Origin of the sequence: Achromobacter aegrifaciens, from assembly GCF_902859735.1 — a bacterium.
GTDB lineage: Bacteria > Pseudomonadota > Gammaproteobacteria > Burkholderiales > Burkholderiaceae_B > Achromobacter > Achromobacter aegrifaciens.
In genome coordinates this window covers 574,871-588,352 of the sequence record NZ_CADIJY010000004.1, presented here as the reverse complement: position 1 = coordinate 588,352, position 13,482 = coordinate 574,871, and the positions used below count along the sequence as shown (strand labels likewise).

General features: G+C 66.7%; 17 protein-coding genes. 14 read left to right on the top strand and 3 right to left on the bottom strand.

Going from position 1 to position 13,482, the window contains the following annotated elements; translation table 11 throughout:
- Positions 1–40 precede the first annotated feature (40 nt).
- Positions 41–1,087: a glycosyltransferase family 9 protein gene (locus HV766_RS15805; protein ID WP_054452574.1), complete on the bottom strand. Its 1,047-nt coding sequence runs from the start codon at positions 1,085–1,087 to the stop codon at positions 41–43.
- Between the two features lie 368 nt (positions 1,088–1,455).
- Between HV766_RS15805 and fmdA the strand changes: the two genes are divergently transcribed.
- Both fmdA and HV766_RS15795 read left to right on the top strand, forming a co-directional pair.
- Positions 1,456–2,685, top strand: a complete 1,230-nt coding sequence (gene fmdA, locus HV766_RS15800) for a formamidase (RefSeq protein WP_054452573.1) — start codon at positions 1,456–1,458, stop codon at positions 2,683–2,685.
- Between the two features lie 10 nt (positions 2,686–2,695).
- Positions 2,696–3,028 (top strand): FmdB family zinc ribbon protein, encoded by a 333-nt coding sequence (locus HV766_RS15795; RefSeq protein WP_125472600.1) that lies wholly within the window; start codon positions 2,696–2,698, stop codon positions 3,026–3,028.
- Between the two features lie 74 nt (positions 3,029–3,102).
- Here HV766_RS15795 and HV766_RS15790 read toward each other — a convergent pair whose 3' ends face one another.
- Together HV766_RS15790 and HV766_RS15785 are read right to left on the bottom strand one after the other, a co-directional pair.
- Complete coding sequence (locus tag HV766_RS15790; RefSeq protein ID WP_175181459.1) at positions 3,103–3,840, bottom strand: ABC transporter substrate-binding protein; 738 nt, start codon at positions 3,838–3,840, stop codon at positions 3,103–3,105.
- An 80-nt stretch (positions 3,841–3,920) separates the two neighbouring features.
- Complete coding sequence (locus tag HV766_RS15785) at positions 3,921–4,346, bottom strand: copper resistance protein NlpE (protein ID WP_054452565.1); 426 nt, start codon at positions 4,344–4,346, stop codon at positions 3,921–3,923.
- Between the two features lie 163 nt (positions 4,347–4,509).
- Between HV766_RS15785 and HV766_RS15780 the strand changes: the two genes are divergently transcribed.
- From HV766_RS15780 to HV766_RS15725, 12 genes are all read left to right on the top strand, one after another.
- A complete protein-coding gene (locus HV766_RS15780) occupies positions 4,510–4,983 on the top strand; it encodes an OsmC family protein (RefSeq protein ID WP_054452562.1) in 474 nt (157 codons plus the stop codon).
- A gap of 11 nt (positions 4,984–4,994) precedes the next feature.
- Complete coding sequence (locus HV766_RS15775; protein WP_175181458.1) at positions 4,995–5,642, top strand: glutathione S-transferase family protein; 648 nt, start codon at positions 4,995–4,997, stop codon at positions 5,640–5,642.
- 111 nt (positions 5,643–5,753) lie between these two features.
- Positions 5,754–6,200 carry a carboxymuconolactone decarboxylase family protein gene (locus HV766_RS15770; protein ID WP_054452557.1) on the top strand — a complete coding sequence of 149 codons (447 nt, stop codon included), beginning with the start codon at positions 5,754–5,756 and terminating at the stop codon, positions 6,198–6,200.
- A gap of 11 nt (positions 6,201–6,211) precedes the next feature.
- A complete protein-coding gene (locus HV766_RS15765; RefSeq protein WP_175181457.1) occupies positions 6,212–7,141 on the top strand; it encodes a sigma-70 family RNA polymerase sigma factor in 930 nt (309 codons plus the stop codon).
- Entirely contained in the window at positions 7,122–7,679 is a 558-nt protein-coding gene (locus tag HV766_RS15760) for a GNAT family N-acetyltransferase (protein WP_175181456.1), read from the top strand. The genes HV766_RS15765 and HV766_RS15760 overlap by 20 nt, the downstream gene beginning before the upstream one ends.
- Positions 7,680–7,702: 23 nt before the next feature.
- Entirely contained in the window at positions 7,703–7,852 is a 150-nt protein-coding gene (locus tag HV766_RS15755) for a hypothetical protein (protein WP_225588762.1), read from the top strand.
- 5 nt (positions 7,853–7,857) lie between these two features.
- Entirely contained in the window at positions 7,858–8,082 is a 225-nt protein-coding gene (locus HV766_RS15750) for a DUF3820 family protein (RefSeq protein ID WP_041655832.1), read from the top strand.
- A gap of 168 nt (positions 8,083–8,250) precedes the next feature.
- Positions 8,251–8,580: a hypothetical protein gene (locus HV766_RS15745; RefSeq protein ID WP_054452546.1), complete on the top strand. Its 330-nt coding sequence runs from the start codon at positions 8,251–8,253 to the stop codon at positions 8,578–8,580.
- 100 nt (positions 8,581–8,680) lie between these two features.
- The gene (locus tag HV766_RS15740; RefSeq protein ID WP_175164269.1) at positions 8,681–9,559 is read left to right on the top strand and encodes a helix-turn-helix transcriptional regulator; all 879 of its coding nucleotides are present in this window, start codon (positions 8,681–8,683) and stop codon (positions 9,557–9,559) included.
- 115 nt (positions 9,560–9,674) lie between these two features.
- Entirely contained in the window at positions 9,675–11,792 is a 2,118-nt protein-coding gene (locus HV766_RS15735) for a TonB-dependent siderophore receptor (protein ID WP_302476944.1), read from the top strand.
- Between the two features lie 54 nt (positions 11,793–11,846).
- Complete coding sequence (locus tag HV766_RS15730; RefSeq protein ID WP_119449271.1) at positions 11,847–12,275, top strand: cupin domain-containing protein; 429 nt, start codon at positions 11,847–11,849, stop codon at positions 12,273–12,275.
- Positions 12,276–12,300: 25 nt separating this feature from the next.
- Positions 12,301–13,479, top strand: a complete 1,179-nt coding sequence (locus tag HV766_RS15725) for a RhtX/FptX family siderophore transporter (RefSeq protein ID WP_054452541.1) — start codon at positions 12,301–12,303, stop codon at positions 13,477–13,479.
- Positions 13,480–13,482: the final 3 nt, after the last annotated feature.

Genomic DNA, 13,482 nt, shown 5'->3' with positions numbered 1-13,482 from the left:
GAATGCGACTGAATGGGCAGCATCATAACTGCCGCGAGCATCAGTGCGCCGGATGGGCAGATCCGTCCGAACCCGCTGCCGCCAGATGCTTCCAGATCGCCTCGGCCACTGTCTGCGGCGCAATGCTGGCCATGTCGCCCTTTACGGCGGCTTCAATCGGATGCAGCCAGGGCACATACCGCAACGCAGGAGTGGCGCCGAACAGACCTATGGTCGGTATTCCGTGGGCCGCCGCAATGTGCATGCCCATGCTGTCGTTGGAAACAAACACCGAACAGCGCGCGATCAGCGCCTGGCTATCGCATATGTCCGTGGCCTGTTGCGTTGCGTCCAACAAAACAATGGACTCGGGCAGCAAGCTGCGAATTTCTTGGGCGATCTCCTGGACATCGCTGCCGCCCACCAATGCAAAACGCAGTCCGCTATCTTGCGCATGCAAGATGCGCGCGACCTCCGCAAATGCTCTGCCGCTATAGCGTTTGCAGGGTATCGATCCATTCAAGCCGAAGCCAACCGTCCGCGATTGCGCTTGGCAGAACTGGATGGCCTTGCTGCTCGCCGAATCCGTACAGAATAGCGACGGATAACGTGGCTCATACTGATAGCCAGCCTTGGCATACAGCAACGGCAGCCATGTATAGATGTCGGGGTGCGGGGTTCCTTTGCGGCGTACCCAGAGACGATGCGTGAGCAGTGCCGCGAGATGCGGATGATGCATGCGTACGAAACCGATGCGCCGTGGAATTCCTGCCAAGCGGGCCGCCAGCGCAATGTGAGTACGGAAGGTAAAGAGAAACAGGCTGTCGTAGGCGCGATCCGCCAGGACCTGCTTCACCCGTGTGATTCGTTCCCAGCCTTGCAGCCGGTTTTCCGATCGCAGCGAGATGACTTCCCCTACATAGGGCTGAGCGCGGAACAGTTCTTGCGCGGACTCATTTTGAGTCATGAGCAATGAGACCGTCCCTCCGGTTTGTTCGGCCAATGCCCGGGCAAAAACCATGCTGAGCACTCCGTCGCCGATGCCGCCGGAAATATAAATCGCACAATTTCGCGCAGTGCTGCACGAGACGGAGGGGGCGGTCGACATGGCATCCAATAGATACGCTCACTGCCCTTTGAAAAGGAACTGAATTTCGGATCCATTAGTCTGGCGGAGGTATGTTTCCTGCGTGTGTAGTTTTTTGTATTGAATATATGGAAAGAGTGTTGTGCGATGGCCCTGGATCAGGTGATGGCAGGTGGGGGTGCAGCGGGCGCATGACGCATCCCATGCCTCTTAAGTTCTACTCCAATTTATCCCCTGGTTACTGGTCGAAAACCCAGTTTACGGTTGCCTGAAACTCGCCTACTGTTCTTTACATATCAACGACTTGCAACGCCGCCTGGCGCGCTCGCGAGACAGTCGGAGATAGAAATTTCTGTTTTATCAACAAGTTACGTTGGAGATGAAAGAGAATGACCGATACCCTCATCAAGGTCGACCTGGCCCAATCCCCCTACGAGAACGCACAGATCCACAATCGCTGGCATCCGGACATTCCGATGGCCGTGTGGGTCAAGCCCGGGGATGACTTCGTGCTGGAAACCTATGACTGGACCGGCGGCGCAATCAAGAACGACGACAGCGCCGACGACGTCCGCGACGTAGACCTGTCCACGGTGCACTTTCTCTCGGGGCCGGTGGGTGTGGAAGGGGCCGAGCCTGGCGACTTGCTGGTGGTGGACCTGCTGGACATCGGCGCCAAGCCGGACAGCCTGTGGGGGTTCAACGGCTTCTTCAGCCGCAATAACGGCGGCGGCTTCCTGACCGAGCATTTTCCGCACGCGCAGAAATCCATCTGGGATTTCCATGGCATGTTCACGTCGTCCCGCCATATCCCGGGCGTGAACTTCGCCGGGTTGATCCATCCCGGGCTGATCGGCTGCCTGCCGGACAAGAAGCTTCTGGATACCTGGAACCGGCGCGAGCAGGCGCTGATCGACACCAATCCCAACCGCGTGCCGCCGCTGGCCAATCCGCCCGCGCCGAAGACGGCACACATGGGCGCCATGCAGGGAGCGGAGCGCGACAAGGCGGCGGGCGAAGGCGCGCGCACGGTGCCGCCGCGCGAGCACGGCGGCAACTGCGACATCAAGGACCTTTCGCGCGGCGCGCGCGTGTTCTTTCCGGTCTATGTGAAGGGCGGCGGCCTGTCGGTGGGCGACCTGCATTTTTCGCAGGGCGACGGCGAGATCACGTTCTGCGGCGCCATTGAAATGGCGGGCTGGGTGCACATGCGCGTGTCGCTGATCAAGGGCGGCATGGACAAGTACGCGATCAGGAATCCGATCTTCAAGCCCAGCCCGATCACGCCGGCCTACAAGGACTTCCTGATCTTCGAAGGCATTTCGGTGGACGAATCCGGCAAGCAGCACTACCTGGACGTGAACGTCGCGTACCGGCAGGCCTGCCTGAACGCCATCGAGTACCTGAAGAAGTTCGGCTATTCGGGCGCCCAGGCGTATTCATTGCTGGGCTGCGCGCCGGTGCAGGGGCATATCAGCGGGGTGGTGGACATCCCCAACTCCTGCGCCACGCTGTGGCTGCCGACGGAGATTTTCGACTTCGACATCCAACCGTCGGCGTCCGGCCCCGTCAAGCACATCCAGGGCGGCGTGGACATGCCGCTGTCGCGCGACCGCTAGGAGCCATCCCATGCCCATGTATGACTATGCCTGCGGCGATTGCGGCGAGTTCGCGGCGCTGGTGCCTCTGGCCCAGTGGCGCGATCCCGCGGCCTGCCCGCAATGCGGCGCGATGTGCGGCCGCATCCTGGGCGGAGCGCCGGCGATCTCGGCGCTATCGTCCGCGGTGAACCGGGCGCGCGCGGTCAATGAACGCAGCGCCCACGAGCCGCGCAGTTCGCGTTCCGGCCACGGCATGAATTGCGGATGCTGCTCCGGCGGCAAGACGGCGGGCAAGACGCGCACCACGCCCGATGGGGCGAAGTCGTTCGCGGGCGCAAGGCCCTGGATGATCAGCCACTGAGGACGCGCCGATGGCGCATAAAACAAGGCCCCGCTCGAGCGGGGCCTTGTTCTTGCGAGGCGCGAGCAGCGGGCTCAGGCCTCCAGTGGCGCCACCGCGGCGCCCTGGATCTTGTGGCGGGCCAGGGCTTCGGCGACGAAGCCCGATTTCTTCATGGCCTCGACGAAGGCAGCCAGGTAGGCGCTGGCCTTGTCGCCGCGGCTCTTGGGCACGCCCATGGCCTGCCGGATCAGCATGAAGTGGCCGTCCAGCAGGCGCAGGCCGCCCAGGCGCTGCGCGTCGACTTCAAGCTGCTGCTTCACGCCTGCGGCGACTTCCATGTTTTCCTGCATGAAGGTGTCGACGACGGCGGGCGAGGTTGGTGCGCGGAAGATCTCCGCCTGCTTGAGTTCCCGCGTGAGGTGCAGGTCGTAGGCGCTGCCCTTGCCGACCACCACGCGCTGGCCCTTGCGGTCCACCTGGTCCATGCTGGCGATGGGCGAGTCCTGGCGCACCAGGTACGCGCCTTCGATGACCACGTAGGGCGCGGTGAATGCGATCTGCGCGCCGCGCAGCGGATCGATGGCGAAGAAGCCCACGTCGGCCTCTTCTGCGGCCACGGCATTGACGGATTCGCCGGCCGACTTGAAGACCACCAGTTCCAGCTGCACGTCCAGGCGCCGCGCCAGTTCAGTTGCCAGGTCGACCGAGACGCCGCCGGCCTGGCCGGTGACGGGATCGGCGTGGGCGAGGATGGGATTGCCCAGGTTGATGGACGCGCGCAACGCGCCGGTGGGGGCGAAGGCGGAAAGCAGCTCGTGGTCGGTCTTCATGGTTTCCTTGGGCGTAGGGGCGCGCGCTGGCGCGCACGATGCGGCAAGCATAGCCGCAAGCGCGCGCGTTGCGCGATGCCTTATTGTGCGCGGCGCAGTACGTAGTGCGGGGCCAGCGGACCTGTAGGTCGGGTGCCGTCGCGGTACAGCATGGTCACCTGGTTTTCGCCCACGAAGTAGCGCTGGCTGTCGCCGGACGCGTCCAGGCGGATGGTGCTGCCGTCGGACTCCCAGCTGAATGTGCCGGTTACCACCTCGGGCTGCGGCTGGCGGTCCAGGTACTGGGTCTGTCTTTCGTAGCGGCCATCCTGTTCCAAGGTCAGGCGGGTTCGGATGCCCGGGCAGTCGGCGCAGGGCAGGGTGCCTTCGTAGCTGCCGGCCCAGTCCAGCGAATCGCGGGCGGTGTGGCTGTCGACGGGGGCGGAACCGCCGGCGCCGGGCCGGGAGGGCGCGCAGCCGGCGAGCAGGGCTAGCGTCAGGGCGCAGGTCAGGGTGGTTTTCATCATGGCGAGCTCCTGTTTGGCAAACCGGTCACGATACGGACAGTAACGGGGCGGTGCTGAAACGGGATGTAAAGCGCGGGGGCCGGCAGCGGCCGTGCATGCGCTACGCTACCTTATTTTCCAGGCGCACCGGCCCGGGCCTTCCCTCTTGAACAGGACGATTCCGATGAAAGGCGAACACCGTTACAACGTCACCGTCGACTGGACCGGCAACACCGGCTCCGGCACGTCCAGCTACGCGGCCTATTCCCGCGACCACGTGATCCGTGCGGCGGGCAAGCCCGATGTGCCGGGATCGTCCGATCCGGCCTTCCGCGGCGATCCCGCGCGCTGGAATCCCGAGGACATGCTGGTGGCGTCGCTGTCCGCGTGCCACAAGCTCTGGTATCTGCACTTCTGCGCGGTCGAAGGGGTGACGGTGGAGGCCTACCGCGACGAGGCCGAAGGCGTCATGGTCGAGGACCGCGAGCGTGGCGGCTTCTTCAGCGCCGTCACCTTGCGCCCCGAAGTGACCATCCGCGCTGGCGACGACGCTGCGCTGGCGGCCGAACTGCACGAGCGCGCGCATCATTTCTGCTTCATTGCCAATTCGGTCAACTTCCCGGTGCGTTGCGAGCCGCGCATCGTGCAAGCTGCCTGAGGACCATCGCCATGCTGACCATTTGGGGACGCCGCAGTTCATTCAATGTGCAGAAGGTGCTGTGGCTGGCGGGAGAGCTGGGCCTGGAATACGAACATGTGCTGGCTGGCGGCGAGCACGGGCTGCTGGACACGGCCGAGTTCCGCGCCATGAATCCGCACGGCAAGGTGCCGCTGCTGCGCGATGGCGCGACGACGGTCTGGGAGTCCCATGCCATCCTGCGCTATCTGGCCGCGCGCGACGGCGCCGGCCGCTTCTGGGCGGACGACCCCGCGCAGCGGGCCGGCGCCGACGGCTGGATGGACTGGGCCCAGACCGCCTTGCAGCCAGCCTTTCTGATGGGCGTGTTCTGGGGCTGTTACCGCACCCCCGAGGCGCAGCGCGACACGGCGGCCATCGAGCGCTCCATCGCCGCCACGCATGCCTGCCTGCGGCAACTGGACCGCGCGCTGGCGGACCGTCCGTATCTGGGCGGCGAAACCCTGGGCCTGGCCGACATTCCGGCGGGCACCACGCTCTACCGCTACTTCGAACTGGACATCCCGCATCCGTCCATGCCCCATCTGCAGGCCTGGTACGAGCGCCTGCAGGCCCGTCCAGCCTATCGCGAACATGTGATGGTGCCGTTCGGGGAGCTGCGCGGACGGCTGGCTTTCTAGCCGGATTTACAAATTTTCCGGCGGGCGATGTCACGCCGTGGCAGGCTGTCTCGTCCTACGGGTAATGGCGCCGCATCCTGCGGCGCATGCCTACCTTGCCGGAGACCCGCCATGAGCACCGCCCGCCTGAACGCCTACACCGCCTCGCCCAAGGCCATGAAAGCCATGATCGCCCTGAACGACTTCGTCGAAAGCTGCGGCCTGGAACACAGCCTGCTCGAACTGGTGAAGATGCGCGCTTCGCAGATCAATGGTTGCGCCTACTGCCTGCACATGCATTCCACCGATGCCCGTAAACAGGGCGAAACCGAAATGCGCCTGTACCTGCTGGATGCCTGGCGCGAATCTTCGCTGTACAGCGAGCGTGAGCGCGCCGCGCTGGCGTGGACGGAGTCGTTGACCAGACTTGCAGATACTCGCGCGCCGGACGCGGACTACGCCGAAATGGCAAGGCATTTCAACGAGGAAGAGCAGGTCAACCTGACCGTCGCCATCAACATGATCAATAGCTGGAACCGCATCGCAGTCGGGTTCCGCTCGCAGCATCCCAAGCACTGAGGCCAGGCCGTATGAGCGCGTCCGCCATTCCCGATGCCGTTGCCGACTTCGAGCCCCATCGCAGGCATTTGCAGGGCCTGGCCTACCGCATGTTGGGGTCATGGGCGGAGGCCGAGGACATCGTGCAGGACGCGTGGCTGCGCTGGCGCGACGCGGACCGCGGCCGGGTCGAGACGCCTCGCGCCTTCCTGTCGCGGACGGTCACGCGGCTGTGCCTGGACCAGTTGAAATCGGCGCGCGCGCGGCGCGAGGAGTACGTGGGGCCATGGCTGCCCGAACCCTTGCCCGACGCGGGCAGCTATGAGGCGGCGGGTGCGGGGGAGATTGCGCACGATCTGTCGGTGGCGCTGATGCTGGCGCTGGAGCGCCTGTCCGCATTGGAACGGGCCGCTTTCCTGCTGCACGACGTGTTCGACATGCCGTTCGCGGAGATCGCGGCGACGCTGGGCCGGAACGAGGCAGCCTGCCGCCAGTTGGCCGCGCGGGCGCGCAGCCGCGTGCGCGACGCGCGTCCGCGGTTCGCAGTGACGGAGCAGGAAGGCGCGCGCATCGCCGATGCCTTCTGGCAGGCATCGCGCGCGGGCGATGTGGATGCCCTGCGCAGCCTGTTGGCGCATGACGCCGTGCTGCATGCGGACGGCGGCGGCAAAAAGCTGGCCGTGTTCAGGCCCATTCTGGGCAGCGACAAGATCGCGCGTTTTTTTGCCGGTCTGGCGAAAAAGCCCAGCGGCCAGTTCCTGGACGCCGTGGTGACGCAATTGAACGGCATGCCGGGGGTGCTGGCGACCGAACTGGACGGTTTGCCCCGGTCCACCACGCTGGAGGTGCGCGACGGCAGGATCGCCGCCATCTACATCGTGCGCAACCCTGATAAGCTGCGCCATGTCGCGGCGCTGCCGCCGCAGCCAACCGCGCTCCAGGATGATTCCGCAACTCACTGACTATCCGCAGGACCTGCCCGTACTGGGGCTGGAAGGCTTGCGTCTGCGCCCATTGCGGGAAGCAGACGCGGCCGATTGGCACGCATATCTGCGCGACGAGGCGGTCACGCGCCATACCAGCTGGCAGTTGGACGGACCGGATACGCTGGTGCGCCTGATCCGCGGTTATGGTCAGCCAGCGGTATCGCACAGCCTGCGCCTGGCCATCGTCACGCTGGACGGCGTCTTGGCGGGCACCATAGGCTTGAACGAGATCGCTGCGTCCGCGCGGCGCGCGGAGATCGCCTATGACGTCGCGCCGCCGTACTGGCGGCGTGGCATCGCCACGCGCGCCTGTGTGTCCGTGACCGAGTGGGCCTTGCGCGAGTTGGGCTTCGCACGCATCCAGGCTACCGTGCTGGATACCAACGTGGCGTCGGCCGGCGTGCTGGAACGCTGCGGATTTCAGCGCGAAGGACTGATGCGCCGCTACCGCCTGGTGCGCGGCGACCCTCGCGACTTCTGGATGTACGCGCGGGTCGCTGCCGCGCAGGACTGACGCCCAACCAATTTGAGAAAACCATGACCTCCGCTTTGATCGTGATAGACGTGCAGCGCGCGCTGTTCGAGACGAATCCCGCGCCAGCCGATGCCGAGGCCGTGCTGGCCCGCATCAATGCGCTGGCCGGGCCTGCGGCGGACATTGCCTTCGCCGCCGTGGTTGCCCGGTGACCGCCATGGATCCTGAACTGCTGTCCTTGCTGGTCACGCGCACCATGCCCTTCGGCAAGTACCAGGGACGCCTGATCGCGGATTTGCCCGGGCCCTACCTGGCCTGGTTCGCGCGCAAGGGCTTTCCGCCGGGTGAATTGGGGCGTCTGCTGGCCCTGATGCACGAGCTGGACCACAACGGCTTGTCTTCCTTGCTGGCGCCGCTGCGCCAGTCCGCGCCGAAGAAGTAGGGCGCGGCCCGCGTAGGGCGGCCCGCCAGAGAAACCCCGGGAAACAACTGTGGCGGATTGTGTAGCGTCTTGGCACGCCGCGCGCCAGCGGCCGGGGATACCATAGTGCGGCATGTCCAGGGGCCCCGGAGCGCGCCCTGGACGTCAGTCCATTGAAGAGAGGTCGTCATGAAGAAACTCCACATTTCCGCCTTCCTGCTTGCCGCCTTGTGCGCGGCCGGCGCCGTACAGGCGCAGAATGCGGCGCCCGTCACGCAGGAATACCAGTACCCCAGCGTGCGCTCCAAGGACGGCAGCCTGTCGCCGCCTTCCACGTTGCGCATGACGGTCACGCCCGAAGCCGGCTCCGCGCCCGCGGTCATCCGCGACACGCCGGAAAGCCAGGCCCAGTACGTGCGCTGCCGCGAAGTGTCGGACCGCGCCGCCGTGTCGAACGCGCAGATGCAGGCCGGCGTGGCGCAGTGCCTGAAAGAGCTGGAGCAGCGTCGCCAGCAATAAGGCGCGCGCCGCCGCCCAACGGGCGGCTTTCCGTTCTGGTCAAACGGTAATAATATTCAATCTCATCAACAGCGCTGCCCGCCGCGACGGAGCCGCCATCTTGACCGCCGCCCATCCCGAACCTGATTGGACCGTATCGGCCGCCACGCCCGCTATTTCGCTGGCGGGCGGCACGCTGCGCTTTGGCCGCGACGAGCGCGTGCAGGAGCGCCTGGAGCCGGGCCTGAAGCTGGTGCTCGTGCTGGACGGGGACCTGCGCTATAGCGTGCGCGGCGCCGCGTCCACCCGCGTGAGCGGGCCCGCGCTGCACCTGAGCGTGTGCCAGGACGCCATGGGCATGGAGCACGAGTTTGGCGCCCATCAGTCCTTGCGCTTCGTGTCCCTGCGCACGGGACTGGACCATCTGCGCGATGCCTTTGCCATGGATCCGGCCCAATTGGCGGGCCTGCTGCGCGCGCCGCGGGCCGTTGGCGCATACGCCGAGGCCAATATGCGGGCGGACCGCAAGCTGGAGGCCTTGGGCCACCAGATGCTGGCCTGCCCGGTGCAGGGCGCGCTCAGGCGCATGTACCTCTCGGCCAAGGCGCTGGAACTGACCGCGCTTGCCTTGGGCGCGCTGCAGCCGGCGGAGCAGGGTGCTCCCGTGCGCGGCCTGACGCGCGCCGACGTGGAACGCCTGCATCACGCGCGCGACCTGGTTGCGGCGAACCTGCAGGACCCGCCCTCGCTGCCCGAACTGGCGCGACGCGTGGGCGTGAACGTCAACAAGCTCACCACCGGCTTTCGCAAGCTGTTCGGCCAGAGCGTCTACGCCTACGTGCGCGAGCGGCGCATGGAGCAGGCCCAGGCGCTGCTGGCCGAAGGCGCCTATACCGTGTCCGAGGCGGCCTACGCCTGCGGCTATACCGATTCGCACTTCACCAAGGCGTTCCTGCGCCGCTACGGCGTGCTGCCCAGCAGTGTCGCGCCGGGCCGCTAAGGCGTCGAAACTTCCGCAATCGCCAGCAAGACTTCCGCAATCGCCAACGCGCGGCCGCTGTCGTTCCTAGAATTACTTGAGAATTATTCTCAATAAAATTCTAAGAGGACAGGCAGTGCGAAAACAGGTGAAAACGGGGGCGCCGCGCAGGAACGCGGCGCGGGCGCGGCATTGGCCGCTGTGGCTGGCGGTGGCGGCGGGGCCGGCGCTGGCGCAGGAGGCCGCGTCGCTGCCGGCGGTGACGGTCAGCGGCGAGGGCGTGGCGCAGGACATGGCGACCCTCGGCAAACTGCCGCTGACGCTGCGCGAGATTCCGCAGTCGGTGACGGTGATCGGGCAGGAGCGGATGCGCGAGCAGAACCTGCAAAGCCTGGATGAGGTGATGCAGCACGCCACCGGCATCACGGTGCAGCCCTATCAGCTGCTGACCACCGCGTACTACGCGCGCGGCTTCAAAGTAGATTCGTTCGAGCAGGACGGCGTGCCCGTGCTGATGGGCAACATGGCGGCATCGCCGCAGGACATGGCGGTGTACGAACGCGTGGAGATCCTGCGCGGCGCCAACGGCCTGATGCATGGCGCGGGCAATCCCGCCGCCACGGTGAACCTGGTGCGCAAGCGGCCGCAACGCGAGTTCTCGTTCAACGGCTCCCTCAGCGCCGGCAGCTGGGATCGCTACCGTGCGGAGGCCGACCTGGGCGGCCCCTTGAACGACAGCGGCAGCGTGCGCGGCCGCATCGTCGGCGCCGTGGAAGACCGTGGCTATTTCTATGACGTCGCGGATCAGCAATCGGCGCTGCTCTACGCAATAGGCGAGGTGGACCTGGGGCCGGACACGGTGCTGTCCGCCGGCCTGCAGACTCAACGCATCCGCTCCACCACCAACATGGCCGGCGTGCCGCGCTACAAGGACGGCGGCGATATCGGCCTGAAGCGCTCGACCTACCTGGACGTGGCCTGGGACCGCTTCAACTGGGATACGACGCGCGTGTTCGCGGACCTGGAGCATCGCTTCGGCCAAGGCTGGAGCGCCAAGATCAGCGCCAATTACCTGACCGCGGACAGCAACCTGAAGTACGCCGGCGCTTATGGCGCGATAGACCGCCAGACCGGGTTGGGTTCCTCCTTGATGGGCGCGGCCTACAAGTTCGACAACACCCAGGCCAGCGTGGACGCCTATGTCGGCGGCCCGGTGCAACTGTTCGGCCGGCGCCATGAACTGCTGTTGGGCGGCAATGCCCAACGCACCACGTCCGAGCAGTACAGCGCGGACCTGACGCCCTATCCGAACGTGCCGGTCAACGTCTTCGACTGGGATCCGCACAGCGTGCCCGAGCCTGGCGTGGGGCCGTACACCTCGCCCGGGGAGACCCGGCTCAAGCAGCAGGGCGTCTACGGCATGGGCCGCTTTTCGCTGGCCGATCCGGTGACGCTGGTGCTGGGCGGACGCATGAGCTGGTGGAACCAGAGCGCGCCCCGCGCGCGCCAGCGCATCGATCCGGAGTTCACGCCCTATGGCGGGCTGATCGTCGACCTCGACCGCCAATGGTCGCTGTATGGCAGCTATGCACAGGTCTTCCAGCCGCAGGGCGAGCTGACGCGCGACGGCCAGCCGCTGGATCCCATTACCGGCACCAACTACGAGGCCGGCGTCAAAGGCGAACTGGCGGACGGCGCCTTGAACCTGTCGCTGGCCGTGTTCCAGATCCAGCAGAAGAACCGCGCGCAGGAGGACCCGGCATGGCCATGCGTGGGCCGCAACTGCTACTACATCTCGGGTGGGGAAGTGCGCAGTCGTGGGATCGAGGCTGAAGCCTCCGGCAGCATCACGCCCTACTGGACGGTGGCCGCGGGCTACACCTTCAACACCAGCAAGTACCTGACGGATTCGGAATCCGGCGGACAGCCGTTCGCGCGCTTCACGCCCAAGCACATCTTCCGCCTGTGGACCAACTATGCCTTGCCTGGCATGGAGCGGCGGCTGAGCGTGGGCGGCGGGCTGCAGGTGCAGTCGGGCTATTCCACGGTGTCCGGTCCCGTCACGCTGCGCCAGGGCGGCTATGCGCTGGTGGACCTGCGCATGGCCTATCGCGTGGACAAGCACGTGACCGCGGCGCTCAACGTCAACAACCTGTTCGACCGCGGCTATTACCAGAGCCTGTCGGGCACGGCCTGGAACAACCGCTACGGCGAGCCCCGCAACGTCATGCTGACCCTGCGCGCCGAATACTGATGACCCGCGGCGGATGCCCACCGCGCGTCCGCCGGCAACCAGAAGGAGAGATCGATGAGTGCACCCGATACCGGGCCGGTGTTCGACTGGCTGGACCACTTCGTGGCGCTGGGGCGCGACGGCGCCATGCGCGACGTGGGCCGTCTGCGCCGCCTCGCGCCGCAGGACGAATGGCTGGTCGGCATCAAGGCCGTGGCCAGCGACGCCGACGTGCATGGCGATGTGTGGGAGCGCCACCCGGCCGGCGATGAAATGCTCTGCGTGCTGGAAGGGCGCGTGGTGGTCACGCTGATGGCGGAGGACGGCGTCCAGACCGACATGCTGCTGGATACCCGGCGCAGCGCCATCGTGCCGCGCGGCGTGTGGCACAGGCTGCACGTGGCCTGTCCCGGCAAGATCCTGTTCGTGACGCCGGGGCAGGGCAGCGAACACCGTCGCGCGGATGCGCCGCAATCCCGCAGCCCCTTGTTGAAGGAAATCTGAAGTGAACCGTATTGCAGACGCACGCATGTTCGTGATGATAGGCGCCTTGTATTTTTCCCAAGGCATACCGCTGGGCGTGGCCATGGAGGCTTTGCCCACGCTGCTGCGCCGCGACGGCGCGGACCTGCACGCGCTGGCCTGGCTGCCGCTGGTCGGCCTGCCTTGGGTGCTGAAGTTCCTGTGGGCGCCCGTGGTCGACAACCGCTGGACCCGCGCCATGGGCCGGCGGCGCAGCTGGATCCTGCCGATGCAGGCCGTGGTGCTGGCCTGCCTGCTGGCGCTGTCCTTGCTCGGCATCGATGCCGCGGGGGCGGCCTGGGTGGTCGCTTTGATGGCGCTGGCTTCGTTGGCCAGTGCGACGCAGGATATCGCCACCGACGGCCTGACGGCGGAGCGCTTCCAGGGGCAGGATCTGGCGCGCGCCAATGCCGTGCAGGTGGGCGGCACCATGGTGGGCTTCTTCTTCGGCGGACCGGGTTGCCTGGTACTGGCCGGCCATATCGGACAGACCGGCGCGTTGCTGACCCTGGCGGCCGTGGTGGCGTTCAGCCTGCTGCTGGCGGCCGCCTGGCGTGAAACCGAACTGGCCATGCCCGCGGCCAGGCGCCGCGCCACGCTGGGCGCCTTCGTGCGCCGCCCCGGCGCCTGGGCCCTGGCCGCGGCCGCCTTCCTGTCGGCCATGACGGCGGTGGCGGGCTATGGCCTGTCCAAGCTGTTCCTGGTGGATGCGGGCTGGGCGGTCGAGGCCGTGGGGCGCGTCGGCATGGCGGGGGGCGTGGTGACGGTGCTGCTGGGTTGCGGCGGTGGCGCATGGCTGATCGGCCGGCTGGGCGCGCGCGCGGTGCTGGCGCTGGGCCTGGCTGCCTCGGGCGCGGCCGCGCTGGCCTGGATGGCGCAGGCCCAGGGCTGGATGCCGTCGCAGGCGGGTAGCGCCCTGGGCGCGCAGGCGCTGGGCGCGTTCGGCGCGGGCGCCGCGTCCGTGGCCCTGATGACGCTGGCCATGCGCTTTGCCAGCCGTGGCGAGCAGGCCGGCACCGACATGACGGCGGTGCAGAGCGCGCGCGACCTGGGCGAGATCCTGACCTCGTCCCTCATGACCGGGCTGGCGGCCCAGGTCGGCTACGCGGGGGGCTTTGCCAGCGGCTTGCTGGTGGCGGCCGCGACGCTGGCGTTCACGGCCAGGGCGCTGGCGCGCACGGGCTGATAT